Origin of the sequence: Lacrimispora sphenoides JCM 1415 (genome assembly GCF_900105615.1) — a bacterium.
Lineage (GTDB): Bacteria > Bacillota > Clostridia > Lachnospirales > Lachnospiraceae > Lacrimispora > Lacrimispora sphenoides.
Genome location: NZ_LT630003.1, coordinates 4,234,041 through 4,257,721, shown reverse-complemented (window position 1 = coordinate 4,257,721; position 23,681 = coordinate 4,234,041). Strand labels below are relative to the sequence as shown.

At 42.7% G+C, this 23,681-nt stretch carries 20 protein-coding genes; all 20 read left to right on the top strand.

Annotation, left to right across the window (positions count from 1 at the left end):
• The 20 genes from BMX69_RS19290 (at position 1) to BMX69_RS19195 (ending at position 23,457) form a co-directional block, all read left to right on the top strand.
• On the top strand, positions 1–1,206 hold the full coding sequence (locus BMX69_RS19290; RefSeq protein ID WP_054792133.1) for a TolC family protein: 1,206 nt from the start codon (positions 1–3) through the stop codon (positions 1,204–1,206).
• A gap of 94 nt (positions 1,207–1,300) precedes the next feature.
• Complete coding sequence (locus tag BMX69_RS19285; RefSeq protein WP_054792134.1) at positions 1,301–2,347, top strand: HlyD family secretion protein; 1,047 nt, start codon at positions 1,301–1,303, stop codon at positions 2,345–2,347.
• A gap of 10 nt (positions 2,348–2,357) precedes the next feature.
• Positions 2,358–3,494: an ABC transporter permease gene (locus BMX69_RS19280; RefSeq protein ID WP_166433212.1), complete on the top strand. Its 1,137-nt coding sequence runs from the start codon at positions 2,358–2,360 to the stop codon at positions 3,492–3,494.
• Positions 3,491–4,657, top strand: a complete 1,167-nt coding sequence (locus tag BMX69_RS19275; protein WP_100043259.1) for an ABC transporter permease — start codon at positions 3,491–3,493, stop codon at positions 4,655–4,657. Before BMX69_RS19280 ends, BMX69_RS19275 begins: the two co-directional genes overlap by 4 nt.
• Positions 4,658–5,645: 988 nt before the next feature.
• Positions 5,646–5,957, top strand: a complete 312-nt coding sequence (locus tag BMX69_RS19270; RefSeq protein ID WP_054792139.1) for a hypothetical protein — start codon at positions 5,646–5,648, stop codon at positions 5,955–5,957.
• 4 nt (positions 5,958–5,961) lie between these two features.
• The gene (locus BMX69_RS19265) at positions 5,962–7,008 is read left to right on the top strand and encodes a V0D/AC39 family V-type ATPase subunit (protein WP_100043258.1); all 1,047 of its coding nucleotides are present in this window, start codon (positions 5,962–5,964) and stop codon (positions 7,006–7,008) included.
• Between the two features lie 15 nt (positions 7,009–7,023).
• Positions 7,024–8,952: a V-type ATP synthase subunit I gene (locus BMX69_RS19260; protein WP_100043257.1), complete on the top strand. Its 1,929-nt coding sequence runs from the start codon at positions 7,024–7,026 to the stop codon at positions 8,950–8,952.
• 22 nt (positions 8,953–8,974) lie between these two features.
• Positions 8,975–9,406, top strand: a complete 432-nt coding sequence (locus BMX69_RS19255; protein ID WP_054792185.1) for an ATP synthase subunit C — start codon at positions 8,975–8,977, stop codon at positions 9,404–9,406.
• A gap of 3 nt (positions 9,407–9,409) precedes the next feature.
• Positions 9,410–9,718, top strand: coding sequence for a V-type ATP synthase subunit F (locus tag BMX69_RS19250; RefSeq protein WP_025230563.1), 309 nt, complete (start codon positions 9,410–9,412; stop codon positions 9,716–9,718).
• Between the two features lie 16 nt (positions 9,719–9,734).
• A complete protein-coding gene (locus BMX69_RS19245; RefSeq protein ID WP_100043256.1) occupies positions 9,735–10,337 on the top strand; it encodes a V-type ATP synthase subunit E in 603 nt (200 codons plus the stop codon).
• Positions 10,330–12,096, top strand: coding sequence for a V-type ATP synthase subunit A (locus tag BMX69_RS19240; RefSeq protein WP_100043255.1), 1,767 nt, complete (start codon positions 10,330–10,332; stop codon positions 12,094–12,096). The genes BMX69_RS19245 and BMX69_RS19240 overlap by 8 nt, the downstream gene beginning before the upstream one ends.
• Before the next feature lie 14 nt (positions 12,097–12,110).
• Positions 12,111–13,514 carry a V-type ATP synthase subunit B gene (locus tag BMX69_RS19235; RefSeq protein WP_100043254.1) on the top strand — a complete coding sequence of 468 codons (1,404 nt, stop codon included), beginning with the start codon at positions 12,111–12,113 and terminating at the stop codon, positions 13,512–13,514.
• Positions 13,515–13,525: 11 nt separating this feature from the next.
• Positions 13,526–14,140 carry a V-type ATP synthase subunit D gene (locus BMX69_RS19230; protein ID WP_100043253.1) on the top strand — a complete coding sequence of 205 codons (615 nt, stop codon included), beginning with the start codon at positions 13,526–13,528 and terminating at the stop codon, positions 14,138–14,140.
• Positions 14,141–14,829: 689 nt separating this feature from the next.
• Positions 14,830–15,894: an ABC transporter substrate-binding protein gene (locus BMX69_RS19225; RefSeq protein WP_100043252.1), complete on the top strand. Its 1,065-nt coding sequence runs from the start codon at positions 14,830–14,832 to the stop codon at positions 15,892–15,894.
• Between the two features lie 33 nt (positions 15,895–15,927).
• Positions 15,928–17,007 carry an ABC transporter ATP-binding protein gene (locus BMX69_RS19220; protein ID WP_100043251.1) on the top strand — a complete coding sequence of 360 codons (1,080 nt, stop codon included), beginning with the start codon at positions 15,928–15,930 and terminating at the stop codon, positions 17,005–17,007.
• 3 nt (positions 17,008–17,010) lie between these two features.
• Positions 17,011–18,717: an ABC transporter permease gene (locus BMX69_RS19215; protein ID WP_054792046.1), complete on the top strand. Its 1,707-nt coding sequence runs from the start codon at positions 17,011–17,013 to the stop codon at positions 18,715–18,717.
• Positions 18,718–18,729: 12 nt separating this feature from the next.
• The gene (locus BMX69_RS19210) at positions 18,730–19,794 is read left to right on the top strand and encodes an ABC transporter ATP-binding protein (protein ID WP_100043250.1); all 1,065 of its coding nucleotides are present in this window, start codon (positions 18,730–18,732) and stop codon (positions 19,792–19,794) included.
• 141 nt (positions 19,795–19,935) lie between these two features.
• Entirely contained in the window at positions 19,936–20,958 is a 1,023-nt protein-coding gene (locus BMX69_RS19205) for an extracellular solute-binding protein (RefSeq protein ID WP_157724438.1), read from the top strand.
• Entirely contained in the window at positions 20,951–22,651 is a 1,701-nt protein-coding gene (locus BMX69_RS19200) for a sensor histidine kinase (RefSeq protein WP_054792043.1), read from the top strand. Before BMX69_RS19205 ends, BMX69_RS19200 begins: the two co-directional genes overlap by 8 nt.
• Before the next feature lie 2 nt (positions 22,652–22,653).
• Positions 22,654–23,457 (top strand): response regulator transcription factor, encoded by an 804-nt coding sequence (locus tag BMX69_RS19195; protein ID WP_100043248.1) that lies wholly within the window; start codon positions 22,654–22,656, stop codon positions 23,455–23,457.
• Positions 23,458–23,681 lie beyond the last annotated feature (224 nt).

Here is a 23,681-nt window from a genome sequence, read left to right as displayed (position 1 = left end):
ATGAATAAAAAAAGTGTATTATCGTTTCTCCTGGTAGCCTCGCTTGTTTCCTTTACTATTATGCCAACTTATGGGGCAACCGGTCCTGGCTTGTCAGCCAGCCCAGCTCCTGAAGGTATGAGCCAGGAGAAGTGGGAGCAGCTTAATGATCAGGTTATAGATTTTAATGAACTCCCAGATCTGGTCAGGTATTTTAATCCGGAGGTTCAAAATGTCACTGATAAAGTTAATGATTCCATTGGCAATGCACAGTATATCCACGATGAGTTACGTAGATATATTTCTGATCTGAAAGATGATGCAGATGCATTAAAAGATTCCGGTGCTACAGACAGTATACAGGGGATGCAGCAGTACATCATTCTAAAAATGACTGTTAAGGCAATGAAAACAGGAGCGGAAACTTTAAAAAGGAATCTGGACCTTTTAAACCGGCCTAATTCATCGGCTAATTCAAACATTACATTGGCCGCCAAAAGTTATACTTATTATGCCAATCAGATTATGATTGGATATAATAGCGCTGTGGCCAATCGGACATTGATGCAAAAGGTGCTAGAAACCAGTTTGGCCGCCAGTGAGGCTAGAGCTTTAAGCTATCAGGTGGGGATGGCAACAGAAGCAGATCTTTTAGCGGCCCAGAAGGATGTATTATCCGCCCAATCTTTACTTTTAAAGCTTGATAATACTATTGACAACCTACAGCATTCTTTATGCCTTATGACCGGATATTCGGTAGATAATCCGCCAGTGATTGGAGAGTTACCGGTTTTTGATTTTGAAGCTATTAATGCGATAGACTTAGAAGCCGATACAGCAATAGCCATAGGAAATAATTATAATCTGATTACAGAACGACATACTGACTCTAATAAATCGTCAACCAGTATTAAGAACAAGGATGCCAGAGTTTCAGAGGGTGAACAGAATATAGCTATTACCATGCAGTCATTTTATCAATCCTTGTTGAATTCCAGGAATGCCTATGATACTTCCTGCACTGCCTATGAAAAAGCAATATTGGAAAAAAGAAAGGCAGACCGTGCGAATCAACTTGGTATGCTAAGTAAAATCAATTATCTCCAGGCGCAGATGGCGTTATTACGGGCAGAAAGCGAGAAGCAAAGCGCTTATATTTCCTTGTATCAGGCATTTGACACATACCAATGGGCGGTTAAAGGTATTATTATGAATTCGGGTCAATAAGCAAAGTTTTAAGTAATTTATGTAAATACTAAATTTCAACATTGTTTCTAATGGGATGAAAAATGGTTAAAATTAAAGAATATGGAGGCATATTATGAGAATCCCCAAAAAAATATTGATAGTAACGATTGTAGCCGCGGGTATAACGGTGATTTGCAGCGGAGGAGCTAAAATAACTGGAAATCAGTTAATTCGTAAGGGGTCAGATCATTTAATAGTGCAGTCAAGTGTTGAAATGGCTGATACCAATATTAACTCCATGTTACCGGGAAAAATCAAAGAGATAGCAGTAAAAGAAGGAGACATGGTTAAGAAAGGGCAGGTGCTGATATCGATGGACAGTGATGCCCTGTATGCTCAAAAGGCCCAGATTGAAGCTCAGATTGACAGTGCTAGCGCTCAAGTTGAGGTTGCCCAGGCAGCCAAGAAAGCGGCAGATGCAAAGCTGGAGGGACTTAATAACGGTGCCAGATCCGAGGAAATCAGTCAAGCTAAGGCAGCTTATGAACTGACACAAAAGACCTATGACAGGGTTAAGCTGTTATACGATGATGGGGCAGTTGCACAGTCTGATTTAGATAGTGCATCAACCCAGCTTTCTTTGTCAAAAGATAAATATAGTATGGCTAAAAATGGCAGCAGGCCGGAGGAGATAAAAGCTGCCCAGGCCCAGGCTGATCAGGCATCTGCAGCCATACAGGCTGCAGATGGTCAAGTTAGACAAGCAAAAGCCGGACTTGAAGCTGTGATGATAAATCTGGGTTATGCTACTATTACTGCACCTGGAGATGGCGTAGTTACACAATTAAATGCCGAAGTCGGTGAGTTGGTTTCAACAGGAATGCCATTGGCTGTTATAACTGATACCAGTTACCCATGGATACTTTGCAATGTAAATGAGACTGATCTTTCCAAAGTGGAAATGAATCAGGAGGTTTCTATTACCCTTGCTGCCTACAAAGACCAGACTTTTAAGGGAAAGGTAGTTAGAATCAATAAAAATGCTGATTTTGCAATCAAAAGAGCTACCAACGATAATGGAGGATTTGATATTTTGTCTTATGGAGTAAAGGTGGAACTGGTAGACTTTACCCAGCCACTACATGCAGGAATGACCGCATTTGTTGATTTTGGAAAGTGATAGGAAAAAGATGAAAAAAATATTTCTTGATATTTATTATAAGATGTTAATACATAAAAGTATCTTGATTCCAATTCTATTGGTTCTTATTATTCCTTCAGCCAGCAGCGCATTACTCGGAAGGGTTTATATCGAAAAGCAACTTAATCATATCCCTATTGTTATTGTGGATCATGATAATTCTTCACTAAGTAAAGAGTTGGTAAAGCAAATAAGTACTAACCCTCTTTTTCGGGTGGTGGAATACAGGAAAAGCGATGATGATGTAAAGAATTCTTTGGAAAATGGAATGACAGTTGCTGGTATAATTATTCCAAATAAATTTTCTGAAGAGGTCGTTGGAGGAAGAGCACCTAAGATTATGTTGATTTACGATGGTTCTCAAATGTCGGCTGTTGGCACCATTAAATTGAAAATAGCCGAAGTATTGGGAACTGTGAGAGCTGGTTATTTGATGAGCCTGCAGGAGGGAAAACTGGGAATAATGCCAGACACTGCTTTAAATAATGCGATGCCTATACAAATTACCACCCGGTTATTAGGAAACCCTACTAAAAGCATGACTGAATTTATAATTGTGGGTGCCCTGGTAAGTATTGCACAATTTGGAATTTTCTGTCTTGGAGTTCTAGTTCCGAAGAACAGAAATTGTTTACAATTGTTCATGCAAAATTTAATCTGCGCGGGTATAGGTTCTGTTTCGATTTTTCTCTCTCTTCTAATTCAGGTTAATTTTTTTGATTTACCTTATCGCGGATCGAGTTTAGCTGCAATTTTGCTTGTTTTTTTATTCTGTACAGGAATGAGTGCTCTGGGAATTCTGTCGAATTTGATAGTCAAAGATAAATTTACCGTAGCGACAAAAATGATGAGCCCAATTATGGTTACTTTTGTTTTATCAGGGTATACTTATCCGTTGCTGGGTATGCCGGATATTTTTACCACTATATCAAAATTTATACCAATTGCATTTTGTGCAATTCCACTCAGGGATCTTTTTCTAATGGAAAGAACTTTAATTGATATTTTGCCAAATTTATTATGGTTGTTAATGTTTGTTGGAGCTATGTGGGCAGTTATATGGTGCATTATAACAATAAAACGCATTAGTGAATACCATCAACCTATAGAGGAGGTACGTGTATGAAAACATTGAAACTGCTTCGCATGGATAAAAAATATGCAATTCAGTTTACCATATTACCAATCTTTTCGATTATGTTTCTAGCGTTTGTTTACAGTAAAGTTTTTATATTGAATATTCCATTTGGAGTGGTTGATCATGACAATAGTTCTTTGTCAAGAAAAATAGTACAGCAGTTGGATACTCATCCAGGAATTAATGTGAAATATTATACAGATTCAGAAGAACAGCTAGCAGACGCAATCAAGGTAAGAACTGTTAATGGAGGGATTGTAATACCTAAGGGATTTCATCAGGATATATTAGAAAAAAAGTCCCCAGGTGTTTCGTTTATCATAGATGGAACCAATAATATTGTAAGCGCAAATCTTTCCGGATATTGCAGTACTGTACTGAGCACGATCAGCTCTCAGCTACAGGTTGGCATTTTACAAGGAAATAAAATGTTGCCATATTCTGCGAAGCAGGCTATCAAATCTTTCTCTTTTGAGGAACGGGTTCTTTATGATTCACAGTTGGGGTACCTCAGTTTTTTGGGATATTTGATTATTCCTCTAACGGTTCAAATGATATTTTTAGCGGACTTTTTAGTCCCTGTACTCATTGAGGAAAGAAAAAAATTTTGTACTTTTTCCAAGAAAATCAATGAAAAACGGCAACAGATACAAGATTTAATTACTCGTATACTGATGCTGATAGGCATTCTGATTATCTCCGGCTTTATCGGGCTGTGTGCTGCAGGAAAATTTTTTGGTATGCAGCTTCGAGGAAGCATTCTTATGTATGCCGTACTTATGTTGCTCTTCCTTGTTAATTTGACAGCTATGGGTTTTTTCTTTGCATCTTTTATTGATACGCCCATTTATTTTACAATGTTCCTTGGAATGATAAATTTAATTACTGCCTTGACTTGTTTAATCACGTGGCCGGCATATATGATACCTGCAGGTGCTAAACGTCTTGTAAAAAGCTTATGGCCTTTTATTCATGCGGTTCTTCCCTTGAAATATTTAAATCTAAAAGGAGCAGACTTGTCTGTTTTACTTCCTTATATAAAGGAAAGTTTATTATATACGGTATTTTGGTTACCGGTGGGAGTTGGTTTATATTTTGTAAGAATTAGATGGCAAACGAATCGTTATGTTAAATTGCCTGTCGAAGAATAATTTCTTGTAGAAAAGGCTATTTTGCAGGCATTTAAAAAAGAAACCTCAGATCTATTTCTAAAATGGTTACTGAGAAACTAAAATGAGTTATATTGCATCGGCTAAGGGTTTAACACCAATAATCTATATCATTATTTACGTCAAGTAAACGATATTTTATACTACGGAACATAAGGTATAGCGGGTAATTGAATATCCGGACACTATTAAAGTGATACCAACTCTCTAAAACTTGAAAAATTTGAAGTTTTTATTTTTCCGTTGCTATTTAATCGTTTATTTTAAAATGGTGAACATTTTTTCTTAGGCGTTATTCTAATATTAATAAATTGTGAATCCTATTATGAAATATATTAAAATTTAAGTGCAGTGCCGCCATGTCATCCTTTGGGGGTAAGAATACTAGTTTTTAGTAATAGTAAAAAGAGCAAAGCTGTAAATTAAATACTTTGCTCTTTTTAACGTGCGCCCAGCGGGCGCACGTTCGTGCTTTCTAGTGCCTTGCCTGATATTCTAGCCAGATTCGGCATGATTGGCCAGCCGAGCAGGATATTATTTATACTTGATTTATTTGTAGAGTAGTGTAGTTATTTTGCGAAAATTAATAAAGTTAACAAATTGTTATGATTTTTTTTTTCTCTTGACTTATTTTTGCCAAGTGGTAAAATAAAACTGGTAATTTATTCTATATTGAATTAGAATAAGAACATATATGAATAAAACAGCCAATATTAGAGGAAGGAGGAATAAGCTGGAGTTGTGAATATTTTATGTTCGGAATTTACTAGCTGAATTCCAAATAGAGTGTTAACTATGCAGGTGGAAATAACAATTATTGTTTTTCCATCAACTAACAATAGATAACTCCATTAATTAATACTTAAATTATTTCATGGTAGCTTAAGCTAATATTTCTAAGTTTCAAAAAAATAAGTAATGATAGAATAAGTCATCTTATTAACGATTATTCAAAAAAGGAGAGTACCATATGGACAAAGTGATTGAAAAGATTTCTGATATCGAATCGGCAGCAACTTCCATTATGGATAACGCCAAGGAACGCAAAAAGGATTTTTCCAAAAAAATGGTGAGACGAACTTCCGCATTTGATACTGATTTAGAAGCACAGATCAACAGTGAAATTGAAAAACTGTGTACAGACCTGGAAATCGAAATGAGCAACCAACTGGAAAAGCAGAAGAACGGTTCTTTGAGAATTCAAAACGCACTGGAAACCCATTATGAGAAAAATCATAACCGTTACGTTGAGAAGTTATTTCAGACTATGGTAAAGGAGTGATCCAATGGGAGACTTACTATCCTACAGCGGCATTACAACCAAGGTAAGAGCCATGGAGAGCCATCTGATCACCGACAGTCAGTTCCGGGAAATGGCTGCCCTTGAAACCGTTTCTGATGCAGAGGAATATTTAAGACGTCTTCCGGCCTATGAAGGACTGTTTGCTAACCTGGAGGGTGTAGTGCTCCACCGGGGGGCCATTGAACAGCGTCTGATCCTTTCTCTGTACCAGGATTATGCAAAGCTCTACCGGTTCGCCAATTTAACCCAACGCAAGTTCCTTGACCTGTATTTTATGCACTTTGAAATCGATATCCTGAAGAAATGCTTCCGCAATGCTATGGGTAAGAACCGATTAGATATCGATCTCTCTGTATTCCAGGACTTTTTTGAGAAGCATTCCCGGCTGGATTTAATCAAGCTGTCATCTTCCATGGACTTACAAGAGTTTATAACTAACTTAGAAGGTTCGGTTTATTATGACCTGCTGGCCTACTTAGACGACAGGGAACAGCCTACCTTGTTTGATTATGAGGTCCACTTAGATCTTCTGTACTTTAGGACCATTAGGAAGGTCATGGGAAAACATCTTACAAGGAAGGAACAGGATCTTCTCAAACGCTGCTTTGGCTGCAAGCTGGATTTACTTAATATCCAATGGATTTACCGATCTAAAAAATATTATCATCTGCAGCCTGCCGATATTTATACCCTTCTTATCCCCTTCAATTATCATTTGAATAAGGAGCAGATTAATAAACTGGCAGAAACAGCTACACTGGAAGAGTTCTATTCTGTACTAAAGAATACCTTTTATGGACGGAAATCAGATCTGGAAGCCGCAGACATGCCGGACTTGGAACACATTACACTGGAAGTACTGGATAAAATATACCGTTCCTCCAGCCGGCAGAATCCGTATTCCATTGCCACACTGAATTCCTATCTTTATTTTAAGGAGGAAGAAATTCAAAAGATTATCACCCTCATAGAGAGCATCCGTTACCGCGTAAGCCCGGATGAAATCATCTCCTATGTAGTAAAAATGTAAAGGGGGTTGCTTTTTGTGATAGAAAAGATGAAATTCTTAAGTATCACCGGGCCCAAGGAAGATATTGACCGGGTCATCGACACTTATTTATCCAAATATGAAATCCATTTGGAAAATGCCCTGTCGGAATTAAAAACGGTGAAAGACTTAAGGCCTTATATTGAAACAAATCCATACAAAGACGCTTACCAGCGTGCCATGGAGCTGGCGGAATTACTCCCTCCGGGTATTCAGCCAGGCAACCGGAAAAAGATTCCAATCCAGCGGGCAGACAAAATTGTCAGTGAGATCGGGGACCAGGTAAAGGAGCTTACAGCAAAGGAAGAGGCCCTTATATCCGAACAAAATTCTTTCCGGCAATCCCTGGAACGAATCCTGCCATTTACCGGACTAAACTATGAGTTAAGCTCCATCCTTCAGTTTAAGTACATTAAATTCCGTTTTGGGCGTATTTCTCATGAGTATTACAACAAATTTGTGAGCTATGTATATGATACTATTGATACCGTCCTCTATAAATGCCGGGAGGATGACGAATATGTCTGGCTGGTTTATTTTGTGCCGGAAACCATTTCAAATCAGATTGACGCCATTTATGCCTCCATGCGTTTTGAACGTTACTTTATAGCAGATGAGTACGAAGGTACGCCGTTAGATGCCATTTATGCATTGGAAGATAAGATAAATGCTCTTCAGTCTGATATTGACGGCATCCGAAACCAGATGTCCGGACTTCTGGCTGCAAGGCAGGAGGAGTTAGTGGCAGCACTAAACAGTCTGGAAACTTTTTCTACCAATTTTAACGTAAGAAAACTGGCCGCATGCACCAAACAGAAAGTAAATACCTTTTATATCCTTTGCGGCTGGATGAGCAACCGGGATGCAGCTGCCTTCCAGAAAGAAATCTCTGATGATGAAAAGACTTTCTGTATCATAGAGGATGACCACAACAAAATTATGAGCCTGCCGCCTACCAAGCTGCAAAACCCCAGACTTTTTAAACCCTTTGAGATGTTCATTCAGATGTACGGCCTGCCGGCATACAAAGAGATCGATCCCACCATATTGATCGGCCTCACCTATTCCTTCCTCTTTGGTTTTATGTTCGGGGATGTGGGGCAGGGAATATGCCTTCTGTTTGGAGGACTCCTCCTCTACCGGCTGAAAAAAATAAATCTGGCGGCGATTATATCCTGCTGTGGCTTTTTTTCAACCATATTCGGATTCCTGTTCGGTAGTGTTTTCGGATTTGAAGATATTATTAGTGCGGTCTGGCTCCGCCCCATGGAGCACATGACAAACCTGCCCTTTATAGGGAAACTGAATACCGTATTTATCGTTGCGGTTTCTCTTGGTATGGGAATTATCCTGTTGACCATGGTTCTCAACATCATAAACAGCATCCGCTTTCATGAACCGGAAAAGACCCTGTTTGACACAAACGGTGTGGCAGGACTTGTCTTCTATGCAAGCCTTGTGCTCACCATCGTCCTATACATGACAAATAATCCCATTCCGGCTGCCGTACTCCTTGTTATCATGTTTGGCCTCCCGCTGATCGTCATGTTCTTTAAGGAACCTCTCACCAACCTGGTGGAAAAGAAAACGCAGATCATGCCAAAGGAAAAGGGCATGTTTGTGGTTCAGGGTTTCTTTGAACTGTTTGAAGTGCTTTTAAGCTATTTTTCCAACACCCTTTCCTTTGTCCGTGTAGGGGCTTTTGCTGTCAGCCACGCGGCCATGATGGAGGTTGTCCTTATGCTGTCCGGTGTGGAAGCAGGAAACCCGAACTGGCTGGTTGTTATTCTTGGCAACTTATTTGTCTGCGGCATGGAAGGCCTGATCGTTGGAATCCAGGTTCTGCGTCTGGAATATTACGAATTATTCAGCCGTTTCTATCGTGGAACCGGCCGTGCATTTAAACCATACGGGAAGAAAATTTAAAAACCAAAACGGAGGTAATATTATGTCAACCTTAGTAAAAATTACATTAGCAATTGCATTAACCTTAAGTATCGCCCTGCCCTTCGGAGCCTTTGCCATGGGCGCAAAAACAAAGGGCCGCTATAAAACTGCTCTTGGTATCAACACCCTTTTATTTTTCGGAACCTTAATCGTATCCAGTGTATTCATGTTTAACGGCCAGGCTGCTGCTGCGGAAAGCGCCGCTGCCGGCACTGGAAGCATTGCCGGAATGGGTTACTTAGCAGCTGCCCTTTCCACAGGTCTTGCCTGCATCGGCGGCGGTATTGCCGTTTCCGCTGCTGCCAGCGCTGCTCTCGGTGCCATCAGCGAGGATGGTTCCATACTTGGTAAATCACTGATCTTCGTAGGGCTTGCCGAAGGCGTTTGTCTGTATGGCTTGATCATTTCTTTCATGATCTTAGGTAAGCTCTAATCCATGAAAATGTATTTGATCAGCGACAACGTGGACACTTGGACCGGCATGAGATTAGCCGGAGTTGAGGGCGCTGTCGTTCATGAAAAGGCTGAACTGAAACGTGAACTGGATAAAGTCCTGGCCGATAAGGAGATTGGGATCATTCTCCTGACGGAAAAGTTCGGAAAAGAGTTTCCGGACATCATCAATGATGTGAAGTTAAACCGCAAGCTTCCATTGATCATAGAAATCCCTGACCGCCATGGTACCGGCCGCAAGCCGAACTTTATCACAGATTACGTTAATGAAGCCATCGGATTAAAACTATAAGAAAGAGGTGGTCATCTTGACGACTGAGGAAAAATTACAGCATTTCCTGGAATTTTGCATGGAAGATGCCAGAACCCGCAGTGCAAAGATGCTTGATGAATATACAGCTGCCTTGGAGCAGACCTTTTTAGAGCATCAGGAAGATGCGAAACGAAGGGCTGCACACCAGGTAGCTTTGGAAAGCGAACGAATCGAGCGGGAAATCAACAAAAAGCTTTCCCTGGAACAGATCGGCATGAAACGGGTTTTTGGAAAAAAACAGGATGAGCTGAAAGATAAGCTGTTTTCGGAGCTTCGGGATAAACTGGCCACATTTATGGGATCCCCCGAATATACAAAGCTTTTGGAAAAGCAGATACGGGAAGCCAAGGCCCTGGCAGGAAAGGAATTCATCACCATTTACATCGATCCTGCAGATGAAGAGAAGATCAATGAACTGGCAATTTCAGGCGGCTCTGACATCCAGGTGAGCGAATACTCCTTTCTGGGAGGAACACGGGCTGTTATCCCTTCCAGGCACATTTTAATCGACAATTCATTTCAAACCAAGCTGGCGGAGGCAAAACGCGACTTCCGCTTTGATGTAAAGGATCTGATGGGAGGTACGGCTAATGACTAATACAGGCACCATTTCCGGCATTAACGGCCCTGTCATTTATTTAAAGGGTGATTCCGGATTCCGAATGAATGAAATGGTCTATGTAGGCGAAGACCACTTAGTCGGTGAGGTCATCGGCCTTACAGACCGCCGCACCATTGTCCAGGTATATGAGGAAACCAGCGGCTTAAAACCGGGAGGGACGGTCACTTCCTCCGGCTTCCCCGTATCCGTCACACTGGCCCCAGGCATTTTAAACAACATCTTTGATGGAATTGAGCGCCCTTTAAGCGAGATCGCAAAGACCGGAGGGGCATATATTGACCGGGGAATTCATGTGGATGCCCTTGACGGCGAGAAGCTCTGGAAGACCCACATAACAGTAAAAAAAGGGGATCATCTGTTACCAGGTACCATTATTGCCGAGGTTCCTGAAACCCCGGCAATCGTCCATAAGGTTATGATACCCCCTGATATGGAAGGCTATGTTCTTGACGTGGTGGAGGACGGTTCCTATACCATATCCGATCCCCTGCTGACCCTCCAGCTTTTAGACGGGTCCGAAAAGAAAATTACCATGACCCAGAAGTGGCCCATCCGTGTACCAAGGCCTATATTAAAGAGATATCCGGCCGGAAAGCCTCTTATCACCGGGCAGAGGATCATTGATACCCTGTTTCCTCTTGCTAAGGGAGGTACCGCTTGTATACCCGGCGGTTTTGGTACAGGAAAAACCATGACCCAGCACCAGATCGCCAAGTGGTCTGATGCGGATATTATCATTTATATTGGCTGCGGGGAACGTGGCAACGAGATGACCCAGGTGCTTGAGGAGTTCTCTGAGCTCGTTGACCCCCGTTCTGGAAATCCTCTGATGGACCGGACCACACTGATTGCCAATACTTCAAACATGCCCGTGGCCGCCCGTGAAGCCAGCCTTTACTCCGGCCTTACCCTGGCGGAATACTACCGGGATATGGGATATCATGTGGCAATCATGGCGGACTCCACCTCTAGGTGGGCCGAGGCCTTAAGAGAGTTGTCCGGGCGTCTGGAAGAGATGCCCGCGGAAGAAGGTTTCCCAGCTTATTTGGCCTCCCGTTTATCGGCCTTCTATGAAAGAGCCGGGATGATTCAGAACATGAACGGAACCGAAGGCTCAGTTACCATCATCGGTGCCGTATCCCCTCAGGGAGGCGACTTCTCCGAGCCGGTAACCCAGAACACCAAGCGTTTTGTCCGCTGCTTCTGGGGCCTGGACAGAAACCTTGCAAACGAACGCCACTTCCCGGCCATTCACTGGCTCAGCAGTTATTCTGAATATCTGACTGATCTGGCGCCCTGGTACGTGGAAAACGTGGATAAGAAGTTCGTGGACTACAGAAACCGTCTGGTCTTCCTGCTGACCCAGGAAAGCAGCCTGATGGAGATCGTAAAGCTGATCGGCGGAGACATGCTTCCCGATGACCAGAAGCTTATACTGGAAATATCAAAGGTGATCAGGATCGGATTTTTACAGCAGAACGCATTCCATAAGGACGATACCTGTGTCCCAATGGAAAAACAGTTTAAAATGATGGATCTAATTCTTTATTTATACAAGAAATCCCGTTCCCTTGTTTCCATGGGAATGCCTATGTCCGTATTAAAAGAGGATCCGATCTTTGATAAGATCATTTCCATTAAATATGATGTACCTAACGACAGACTTGATATGTTTGATGACTATAAAAAGCAGGTAGATGCCTTCTATGATTCCGTCATCGAACGCAATGCATAGGGAGGAGGCAGGCTATGGCAATCGAATATTTAGGACTTAGTGCAATCAACGGTCCATTAGTTGTTTTAGAAGGCGTCCAGAATGCTGCTTTCGACGAAATCGTGGAAATGACCGTAGAAAAAAAGACAAAGAAGCTGGGACGTATCATTGAGGTTTACGAGGATAAGGCGATCATCCAGGTGTTTGAAGGAACCGATGGGCTTGCCTTAAGAAATGTTCACACCCGCCTCACCGGACACCCTATGGAGCTTGCGGTGTCCGAAGACATGCTGGGACGTACCTTTAATGGCATCGGAGAGCCTATTGACGGGCTTGGAGACATCAACTCCGATATCTGGCTGGACATTAACGGAAAACCCTTAAATCCTGTTACCAGAGAATACCCAAGAGATTATATCCGTACCGGAATCTCAGCCATCGACGGGCTGATGACTCTGATCCGGGGCCAAAAGCTCCCCATCTTCTCCGGAAACGGCCTTCCTCATGACGAACTGGCAGCCCAGATCGTACAGCAGGCCTCCCTGGGAGATGACGCCCTTTCCAGCGAAAAATTTGCTGTGGTATTTGCTGCCATGGGTGTAAAATACGATGTGGCCGACTTCTTCCGCCGTACCTTTGAGGAAAGCGGCGTTTCCGACCACGTGGCCATGTTCATCAACCTGGCAAACGACCCTGTGGTGGAACGTCTGATCACACCAAAGGTGGCGCTTACACTGGCGGAATACCTTGCTTTTGAAAAGGGAATGCACATACTGGTTATTTTGACCGATATGACAGCCTATGCGGAGGCTCTCCGTGAGGTTTCCTCCTCAAAGGGGGAGATTCCTTCCAGAAAAGGCTATCCCGGATATTTATACAGCGAGCTGGCCTCCCTTTATGAGCGGGCCGGCATCGTAAAGGGGCGGCATGGCTCCGTGACCCAGATTCCCATACTGACCATGCCAAACGATGACATCACCCACCCCATCCCTGACCTTACGGGATATATTACAGAAGGGCAGATCGTTCTGGACCGCAGTTTGTACGGCCAGTCCGTTTATCCTCCTATTAACGTGCTTCCTTCCTTAAGCCGTCTGATGAAGGACGGAATTGGTGAAGGCTTTACAAGAGCTGACCATCAGGGCCTGGCAAACCAGCTATTCTCCTGTTATGCCAAGGTAGGAGATGCCAGAGCTCTGGCATCGGTCATCGGAGAAGATGAACTATCCCCTATTGATAAAATGTATCTGGTATTCGGCAAGGAATTTGAAGGCCGGTTTGTTGGGCAGGGAAATCATGCCAACCGGAATATCATCGAAACCCTGAGCATCGGCTGGGAGCTTTTAGGGCTTCTTCCAAGAGCCGAGCTGGACCGTATCGACACCAAGGTATTAGACCAGTATTACAAGCCTGCCACCCTTGACGGATCGGAAGAATAGGAGGGATATCCATGAATCCCAATACATTTCCCACCAAGGGGAATTTAATCCTTGCGAAAAGCTCCCTGGCTTTAGCCAGACAGGGCTATGAACTGATGGATAAAAAACGGAACATCCTCATCAAGGAATTGATGAGCCTGATCGATGAAGCAAAAGGCATCCAGTCGGAAATCGATGTCACCTTCACTTCCGCTTACAAGTCCCTGCAAAAGGCCAACATAGAGCTGGGAATCAACTACGTGCAGGATATAGCCATGGCAGTCCCTGTGGATAATTCGGTTCGAGTCAAGACCAGGAGCATCATGGGAACGGAGATTCCCCTGGTCAAGCATGATGAAATGCTTTTAAACCTGACTTATGCGTATTACAACACCAGGGAATCCTTAGATGAGGCCCGCTGCCAGTTTGAGAAGGTGAAGAAGCTGACGGTAAAGCTTTCTATGGTAGAGAATTCGGCCTACCGTCTGGCAAACAGCATCAAAAGGACCCAGAAACGGGCCAATGCCTTAAATAATATCACCATTCCACGTTATGAATCATTGACAAAAAGCATCACTAATTCCCTGGAGGAAAAAGACAGGGAGGAATTTTCTAGACTAAAAGTGATCAAGCGAAAAAAGTATTAAAGAGAAGTGTATGTAAAAAGTGACCCTTTAGAAGAGAATATTAATCCTTTTGACCTGCCGTAGAATTTTAAGGTTCTACGGCTTTTTCTATTTAGAATCTTTAATAAACGAAGCGAGAGAGGGAATCAGTATTCTTGAGGTTAATGCAATTGTCGGACACAGTGATCCGTTTATTACTATGAATGTATGCGAAGGTTCATTTCCTAATTCAACAGGAAGAACCATGAAAATACTTGATAGCTGTAACCAGTAAAAAGGTAGGCTTTGATGCGGTTGCCATAATAGTCTATGCATTTGCAGCTGTCCTGTAAAAGAAAATCTGGAATCTGTGGAAAGCGTTGACCGGAAATTGAGCTGGTGGAATAAAAATATACAATTAATGCCGCTTCATAATAAATGATGATTATTTATTAGTCATGAATCATTTATTATGAAGCGGCTTTTTATTATTAAAACTTAATCTGCCCCATAAGGCTGATTGAAATCAGAGCCTGGCTAGAGAACTCTTCGCTGGTGGCGGCGCTCTCCCTTACTGCAGCAGAATTGGTCTGCGATAGGTCTCAATAAAATACTCCTTTTAATTGTACGTGATATTTGCCAAATAAACGAGATAATCGGTACCATTTTTTGATAAATATGTTAGCATATAAACATCTGGTAACTTTCAAAAAAAGGTGAGGAGGTAGTTTATGAGAAAGAGAATGTTAGTTATGTTTTTGACAGGTATCATGTGTCTGGGAATGACCGCCTGTCAGAAAAAGCAGGTTTTAGATCCAACCACAGGCGGAAGTCTGGATGGGGCGGTAGAAAAAGAGGCGATTTCTACTGATTCAGGTGGCAAGCTAATTATCTATACGTCGCTCAAAGAATCCATGATATCCCAGTTAGTCAAGGATTTTATGGTAAAAAATCCGGATATTTCCACGGATTACCAGTCTGCAGGAGCAGGGAAGCTTATGGCTAAAATTGCTACCGAGCGGGAGAGCGGCCAGATTATGGCAGATGTAATATGGACAAGTGAGGTGCCGGATTTCTTCAGCATGAAGCAGGAAGGAATTCTCATGCAGTATAAGCCGGCCGGAGCAGATCAGGTACTCAATCCGTTAGAAGATACTGAGGATTACTTTATACCGGCGCGGTTGGGGACTCTTGGAATCGCTTATAACACTTCCTTTGTCAAAAATCCTCCCAAAGCATGGTCGGATCTGTGCGGGCCTGATTTTAAGGATGCCTTTGCCATTGCAAATCCATCTCAATCCGGCACTTCATATGTAAGTGTGGCGATGCTTGAATCACAATTTACCGATAAAATTTTTAAAGATCTGCGCTCCAATGGAGCTTTGGTGGGGCAGGGGTCCGGTCAGGTGGTAGATGACACGGCTTCCGGTGAAATATATGGCTGTCTGGCCGTGGATTACATTACATTTGATAAAGTAAACAGCGGGGCGACGCTTGCTATGGCGTATCCAGAGGAAATGCTGGTTATTCCAAGCCCCATAGCCATCTTCAAGGATACCAAGAAACCTGATGCGGCCAAACGATTCGTTGATTATATGATTACCGAAGATGCACAGGCAATCATAGCAGAAAATGGAACGCTGCCTGTGTTGTCTACAGTTAAAGTACCGGAGAAATATAATATTCCTCCGGCTGATGAAGCATTGAAGCGGGGAATTAAGGTAGATTATCAGAAGATGATGATTGAGAAAGAAGCAAGGGTGGATGCATTCTTAAAGATCATGCAGGGAAATTGATTCTGTCATTCATTGGAAAGGATGTGAGAAAGGTTGGCTTCTATTAGACTTCAAAATATTTTCAAGGCGTATGAGAAACATCAGATTCACCGTGATTTAAACCTGACAATCAATGATGGAGAGTGTTTCACACTTCTGGGGCCGTCGGGCTGCGGAAAAAGTGTGCTTATGCGCATGATAGCTGGCTTTGAGGCTCCTGATAAAGGGAAGATTTATATTGGTGACCGCCTTGTGGCTGATGGTGAAAGCGGTACGCTCATTTCGCCGGATCAAAGGGATTTGGGCGTGGTATTCCAGGAATATGCCGTATGGCCGCATATGACAGTATTTGATAACATTGCCTATCCGCTGAAAATCAAGAAAGAAAGTAAGGCGGAAATAGACAGAAAGGTTATGCATATTGTGGATACCGTGAATTTAAATGGCCTCGAGAAGAGACTGCCATCTCAATTGTCAGGAGGACAGCAGCAGAGAGTTGCTCTTGGCAGAGCACTGGTTGCCGATTCGTCCCTGTTGCTCTTAGATGAGCCCTTAAATAATCTTGATGCCAATTTGCGGGAAGAAATGCGCTTTGAGATAAAAGATCTGCAAAAGAAATTTGGCATCACTATATTTTATGTTACTCATGATCAGGAGATCGCCATGGCGATCTCTGACAGGATCGCTATCATGGATAAAGAAGGTGCCGTTATACAAGTTGGCAAGCCTGCAGAAGTGTTTGAGCATCCGGTAAATGATTACGTGTTTGAATTTCTGGGGGTGTCAAGTTTCCTTCCGGTCAGAAGGGATGGGGAAGACTATTTCTGCGGTAATGAAAGGATTTATATGGAGGCTTCCGGTGTTCCGGATTCGAAAGATTGTTATGCCGCCTTTCGCCCTACAGACGTGAGTATTTCACGTTTTGGGGAAGGAACAAGGGGGAAGGTCTTAAGGTCCAGCTTCCTTGGCGCAGACTTGGATTATCTGATAGAGATAGGCGGACACACCATTCGTGCGCAAATGAACGCTTATGAGGCATCTGAGAAGAGTCTGCTATTGCAGGAAGGAGATGAATGTGTGATTCATCTGTACGGTGCCAATCTGTTTGGCGCAGAGAAAGGGGAAGGGGTATAAGGTATGAACCAACAATCTGCCGCTGCAAGGAAAGGCCGGTTTTCTGTTACTACGCTGATTCTTGCTTTATCAATTGCAATATTAGTGATTTTTGTCGCTTTCCCCGTACTCCTTATCTTGGTGACTGCCCTGTTTGGAACGGATGGTTTTAATATAAAAGATATTAAAACCATATTATCTGATCCGCAAACGTATCGGGCTCTGTCCAATTCACTTATTATAGCAAGCGGTACAACATTTTTTTCCACAATTGTAGGTACCTTTTTTGCTTGGTTGGTAACAAGGACGGATTTACCGCTTAAGAAATATATGAAGCTGATGTTTTTAGTGCCTTTTATGTTTCCGTCTTTTATAGGGGCTTTGGCGTGGAAAATGCTGCTAAATCCCCGTTCCGGTTATGTAAATCGTTTCTTTATGAATGTACTTGGTTTTGACGGTCCGGTTTTTAATGTATATTCCTTCCTGGGAATGATGCTGGTAGAAACAATGTATCTGTTTCCATTTGTTTTTATACAGGTATCCGGTGCTTTAGAGAGAATGGATCCGACCCTGGAGGAATCCGCCCGTATTTCAGGTGCAGGGCTGTTTACGATCACCCGAAAAATCACACTACCTCTGGTGCTTCCCAGTGTAATATCAGGAGCGTTGCTTATCATGCTGTATTCCATGGCTCATTTTGGAACAGTGGCCGTACTGGGCGTCCGCAATGGCATTTATAACATTCCTACGCTTATCTATGAGAAAATTAATGCCAGCGCTGGAAGCTTTGATTCCATTCGCACGGGTACCATTCTCGCTTCCATACTTATTATTGTGGCAGCATTTATCCTTTGGCTGCAAAATAAAGTGGTCTCAGGAGGTAAATATCAAATCATTTCGGGCAAAAGCTTCCGCCCGGTTGAGATGAAGCTGAGAGGGCTGCGCTGGCCGCTCTTTGTCCTATGTGTGATATACATATTAATTACAATCGTGCTTCCCACAGTAATCATATTTCTTGTGGGTGGACTTAAAACCTATGGTCTACCGTTCACAGCGGAGAATTTAAGCCTGGACAATTACAAATATGTACTTTTTGAATGGGAAATGACCAAAGATTCTATATTCAACAGCGTTGTCCTTGGTTTCAGTGCAGCTGTTATTACCATGTTTGCAGGCGTCATCATATCCTATGTATTGGTAAAAATGAAAGTGAGAGGCAAATGGATTCTGCAGTTTCTCGGTATGCTGCCGTTTTCAGTGCCAGGTTCTGTTATTGCGCTGGGTGTCATACTTACGTGGAGCGGTAAATTCGGAATCAATATTTATAATACAGTATGGATCATATTAGTTGCATATATTGCTCGGTATATGGCATTTTCTCTTAAGTCCAATTCTGCCGCATTGTCTCAGATCCACGATTCGCTCATAGAAGCGGCCAGGGCTTCCGGTGCAACCATGGGCAGGGCACTTTTAGACATCGTCCTGCCGCTTGCAAAACCCGGCATGATATCGGCATTCTTTTTGATATTTCTGCCCTCCCTTCGTGAGCTAACGGTATCTGTTATGTTATATTCCCCTGCAACCAGAACACTGGGGGTTGCCATATACACACTGAATGAAGATGGTGATACTGTCCGTGCCGCAGCCCTCGCAGGCATAGCGCTGATCATTATTGTGATAGGGCAAGTGTTTATTAAAACGGTACTCGAGCGGAAACAGCCAGCGAGCTAAAGGAGGTGTCACATGTCTTATGTACGATTGGCGGGCGTCACTAAAAAATTTGGTAATGTGACCGCCGTATCTGATTTGAATCTAGAAATAAGAAAAGGGGAATCCTTTTCCATGCTGGGGCCTTCCGGCTGCGGAAAGACGACCACCCTTCGGATGATCGCCGGCTTTGAAGATCTGGACGAGGGGGAAATATACGTTGGCGACCGTCTCTTAAGCTCCAGGAATAAAGGGTTTTATCTACCCCCTGAAAAGCGTAATTTCGGAATGGTATTTCAGGCATTTGCCATATGGCCCCATATGTCTGTGTATGAAAATGTGGCATTTCCATTGAGGATAAAAAAGCTTTCTTCCGCTGAAGTGGAGAAGCGCACGAAAAATGCCCTTGAGCATACAAACCTTTCCGACAGTGCAAAAATCAGCCCCATGGATTTGTCGGGCGGGGGGAAGCAGCGTGTGGCGCTTGCTAGAGCACTGGCTATAAATCCTGATGTAATGCTGCTAGATGAACCTTTAAGCAGTCTGGATCCTCATTTGCGTGAGGAAATGCGCTTTGAGATTAAAGATTTACAGAAAGAATATGGATTTGCGGTTATTTATGTGACTCATGACCAGTCTGAGGCAATGGCACTTTCAGATAGGATTCTGGTAATGAAAAACGGTGTGGTGCAGCAGATCGACTCACCTATGAAAGTATATCATGAGCCTGTGAATCGTTTTGTATTCAGTTTTATTGGACTATCAAATTTCATTGATGCTTATGTATCGGAGGGTCGGGTAAAAGCAGGGGCAGGAGAATTTATCAAATACTCATCGGCTCCCAAAACAGAGGTCATAAAGGGAGGACGGGTTGTTCTGGCCACCAGACCTTCGGAAATAAATTTTATACCGGAAGGCGGGGTGCCTGGCATTGTTAAGAGGAAATCCTTTTTAGGTGAAATGATAGATTATTGTGTTGATGTAGAAGGGACTGAGATTCGGGTACAAAAGGGGCGCCGGGTGCAGGGGCCGAACGAAGGAGAAATTTGCCATATGGATTTTTTGCATCCTCACTGGTATGAGCCGGAGAATCCTTCTTAAAGATACATCTGATTTTCAGGCGGAGTCCCTGTGGGAATCCGCCTGATATTATCGACAAATAATGGTGCATATGTTAAGATTATGCACAGGTGATGTATGATGGAAGAAACCAACATGGTTTTTAAAAGGTGGTTCGCTCATTTGCTTTTTCTTTCAGTTTTGGCATCGGCTGTGATCATGATTTATCTGATTAATCCACTGCCAAATTTAAAAAGGTCCGAATCGGGTGAAAAGGAAGAATTAGTTGTTTATTCTTCTGAGCGCACGGAGTTTATGGACTGTGTCCTCTCTCTATTTGAAGAAAAGTATAATATACCGGTTAAGCTGGTTACAGGAGAAAATGAGGAACTTATAACAACACTAAAGGATGGTAAAGGTATGCCTTCTGTTGATGTTCTGATGGGAGTGTCGCCTTTAGAACTGTATGGGAATGAGGCTCTTTTTCAGAGATATGTTTCCAAGAATCATCAATACATATCAGTTTCATATCAACAGGAAAATGGTTTTTCTACGGTCTATCTTCTCTCTGGAAACTGCATCGTTGTAAATAAAACTCTGGCAAGAGATATTGATATTACAGGTTATACCGACCTTTTAAAGCCCGAACTGGCTGGCAGGATCGCGATGTCTGATCCCTATTATTCAATGATGGGATTTTCTCATATGATAAACATACTTGAAATTACAGGGGGGAGTAACAGTGAAACTGCATGGGATTTTTATAAATCTCTCCTGGAGCAGTCCAAGGTACAGCTGTCTGCGGAAGAGGTATATTCGGGCGTGGCAAAAGGAAAGTATGTGGCTGGTCTGGCCTATGACGAGGTTTGCGCCAGTCTGATTAAGGAGGGCGCTGATATTGCCATTGTTTATCCTGTGGAAGGCAGTCTGTTCATGACAAAAAATGCTGCTATTTTAAATGATGCGCCACATCTGGAGTATGCGGAACTTTTTATAGATTTTCTGATCAGTAAGGATATGCAGGATATATTTGGTACGGTTCTGACTGCGAGACCGGTCAGAATCGTTGCACAGATCAGTGGTTATTTAAGCAGCAAAGATTCTATTCCTTCTGTATTGCCAGATTTTGAATCCTATAGTAAAAGCAAAACTGAATTAAAAAAAAGGTATAGGGAATCTCTGATTGAGGTATCAGAAAATGAGTAGGGAGATAGAGGTATCAAGATACGTTTCATTTCAGGACAGGCTGCAGAAACTTGTTTACCGCCGCATATTTGTGATCGTAACGGTATGCGCACTGTTGTTTTCTATTGGGATATCGTTGATTCCTCTCATGACCTCCTATAAAAATGCAGATAAGAATTTGTTGGTTTACAGGGAGGCATTTGATAACGTATACAGGCGGGCCGCTTCTTTTATCACCAGCAAAGAGACAAATGAATTATGTAAAATTGCAATCCAGAATGAAGATGAGGCCGTAATTTTATCCTATCCTCTGTACGAACTAAATGCCTCCTGGACAATGGAGGCGAATTTAATCGTAAGCGATATCGATAAAACAATTGCATATAGCAGTTTTCATTACACGGATCTTAATATGCATAAAAGCAGCTTTAACCGGGCAGTTTGTGATGAGCTGGTTTCCTGTAAGGATGGGGAGCCATATATCAGCGTATATTATATAAAGGGAGAAAAGCCGGAGCTTGTTATTTCTCATCCGGTTTTTGATGAGGAACACATTATTGGATTTATGAGTTTGTACTTATCAGGCGTGAGTTGGGAACATCAGCTGGCGAAAGCAAATTTTGACGGAGTAATTACGGATTCTCTTGGCAGGGTGATTTATACCAACCGCCAGAATATTACCGAAGGGAAGCGTAAATTTTATCCGGAGAAGACAAGGGGAATTATTACCTGGGAAGATGGGCGCTATATTATAACCACCGGTATGTATGGTGAAAAAATAATCATTTATTCCCTGGTGTACTTCCCGAAAAGCTATGCCCTTTATTTCCTGACGGGAGCAATCATATTGCTAATGGGAGCGAGCCTGTTGCAGCTGACTATGGGGATGTCACAGGCAATGGCTTTTGAAAATGCACATGCAGTGAAGAAATTGGTAAGCGAAATCAATATTATCTCGGGTGGTGCTTCAGATCATAGAATTTCCATGGATACAGGCGATGAGTTTGCAGTGGTGGGCGAGCATATCAATCAGATGCTGGACAGCATACAGGCGCTTAACGCACGCAATATGGAATTGCTGAATTTGAAGAAACAGGCAGAAATCAATCAGCTCACCGCTCAGATCAATCCGCATTTTTTATATAATACGTTGGAAAATCTACGCAATGCATTTATCTTTGATACAGAGGCGGCGGACAGTATTATATTAAACCTTACCCGCATCCTGCGATACAGTATTGATTGTACGGAAGAAGAGGTATTTTTGAGTAAAGATCTGGAGTATTTGGAAAGTTATCTGAAAATTCAAAAGTACCGTTATGGAGATAGACTGTTCTATGAAATTGCACCCGAGACCAGTTGCCTTGATTGCCGGCTGCCGAAACTCATACTATTAACACTGGTGGAGAACTCTATTAAGCATGGCTTTAAAAATCGGCAGAAATTGCATATATGGGTGGATGGCTATACGCAGGGTGAGGTGTTGTATCTGTCCGTAACAGATGATGGAAGCGGAATGACTCAGGAAGAGGTCGAGAGATTGAATGCTGGTCTGCTATCAGAGGGGCCAGACCCTGAGCACAGGGGGCTTAAGAATATTGCGAGAAGGCTGTATTTAAAATATAGCGGAGAAAGCGGTATCCTGATAAGGAGATTGGAAAACGAGGGGCTTCAGATTGTGGTGAAGGTGCAGGCAGGAGTAAAGGACTGTTGAATATGTATAAGGTGCTGATAGCGGAAGATGAAGAAATGATCAGGAAAGGACTGGTTTATTCTGTGCCCTGGGCGGAAATGGACTGCTGCGTGGTAGGAGAAGCCGGCGATGGAATAGAGGGAATAGATATGATAGAGAGGCTGCAGCCAGATATCGTGCTTGCTGACATCTCTATGCCCGTGGTGGGTGGTTTGGAGATGCTTGCCCGTACTAGCGGATTAAGTTATTCCGCAATTATTCTTACGGGATACTCTGAATTTCAATATGCAAAAAAGGCGATTGATCTGGGCGTCATTTCTTACTTGATAAAACCATTAAGTGCTACAGAGCTGAAACGTGCAGTTGATCAGGCAAAGAACCACTGCAGGGTGCGGGAAGTATACTTAACGAAAACAATTCAGTCTGATAGCTTGTTAAACCAGACTCTTATCAGGAAAACGGAAACAAATGTGGTTATGGAGTCATTGATAAAGAGCTTATTGCAATATATTGAAAATAATTACAGCCGTAAGATATTGATACAGGATATAGTAAGGCATTTTCACTACAGCGAGTCATTTATTGTCAAGAAATTCAAATCAGAGACAGGCATGACATTTAACGAATATCTGATCCGTTATCGCGTACAGAAGGCGATGGAGCTTATGAAGGAAAAGGAGAATACGTTGAATGATATATCTATCAAATGCGGGTTCTCAGATTATAAATATTTCGGTGTTGTTTTTAAAAAGATGACCGGGAGCTCTCCTAAGGAATTCATGGAGGCAGTGCTGTTCCAGGAAGGCTGGATTGATCGAAATGAGTGAGTTTGATGAAAAGCTGAGGATGTGGCTGGAAAATGGAATGAACGCAAGCTGCAACAGGCACCCTGTCATAGATTTTTCAACTTGCAATACTTAATCTACGGAATAGTTTCGGTTACGGTGAATGCATTTAGCTGCTACATACACAAATGGTTAGACCGAGATGAGAGTGACAGTCAGCCCCAATAACCCCCTAGAGATGAACATCTCTAGGGGGTTACTTGATC

Excerpts from the sequence above, each read along its gene's own strand:
- BMX69_RS19195 (WP_100043248.1), top strand. The coding sequence starts at position 22,654 with ATGTATAAGGTGCTGATAGCGGAAGATGAAGAAATGATCAGGAAAGGA.
- BMX69_RS19210 (WP_100043250.1), top strand. The coding sequence starts at position 18,730 with ATGTCTTATGTACGATTGGCGGGCGTCACTAAAAAATTTGGTAATGTG.
- BMX69_RS19240 (WP_100043255.1), top strand. The coding sequence starts at position 10,330 with ATGACTAATACAGGCACCATTTCCGGCATTAACGGCCCTGTCATTTAT.
- BMX69_RS19280 (WP_166433212.1), top strand. The coding sequence starts at position 2,358 with ATGAAAAAAATATTTCTTGATATTTATTATAAGATGTTAATACATAAA.
- BMX69_RS19235 (WP_100043254.1), top strand. The coding sequence starts at position 12,111 with ATGGCAATCGAATATTTAGGACTTAGTGCAATCAACGGTCCATTAGTT.
- BMX69_RS19290 (WP_054792133.1), top strand. The coding sequence starts at position 1 with ATGAATAAAAAAAGTGTATTATCGTTTCTCCTGGTAGCCTCGCTTGTT.
- BMX69_RS19215 (WP_054792046.1), top strand. The coding sequence starts at position 17,011 with ATGAACCAACAATCTGCCGCTGCAAGGAAAGGCCGGTTTTCTGTTACT.
- BMX69_RS19225 (WP_100043252.1), top strand. The coding sequence starts at position 14,830 with ATGAGAAAGAGAATGTTAGTTATGTTTTTGACAGGTATCATGTGTCTG.
- BMX69_RS19250 (WP_025230563.1), top strand. The coding sequence starts at position 9,410 with ATGAAAATGTATTTGATCAGCGACAACGTGGACACTTGGACCGGCATG.
- BMX69_RS19230 (WP_100043253.1), top strand. The coding sequence starts at position 13,526 with ATGAATCCCAATACATTTCCCACCAAGGGGAATTTAATCCTTGCGAAA.
- BMX69_RS19275 (WP_100043259.1), top strand. The coding sequence starts at position 3,491 with ATGAAAACATTGAAACTGCTTCGCATGGATAAAAAATATGCAATTCAG.
- BMX69_RS19285 (WP_054792134.1), top strand. The coding sequence starts at position 1,301 with ATGAGAATCCCCAAAAAAATATTGATAGTAACGATTGTAGCCGCGGGT.
- BMX69_RS19200 (WP_054792043.1), top strand. The coding sequence starts at position 20,951 with ATGAGTAGGGAGATAGAGGTATCAAGATACGTTTCATTTCAGGACAGG.
- BMX69_RS19270 (WP_054792139.1), top strand. The coding sequence starts at position 5,646 with ATGGACAAAGTGATTGAAAAGATTTCTGATATCGAATCGGCAGCAACT.
- BMX69_RS19255 (WP_054792185.1), top strand. The coding sequence starts at position 8,975 with ATGTCAACCTTAGTAAAAATTACATTAGCAATTGCATTAACCTTAAGT.
- BMX69_RS19265 (WP_100043258.1), top strand. The coding sequence starts at position 5,962 with ATGGGAGACTTACTATCCTACAGCGGCATTACAACCAAGGTAAGAGCC.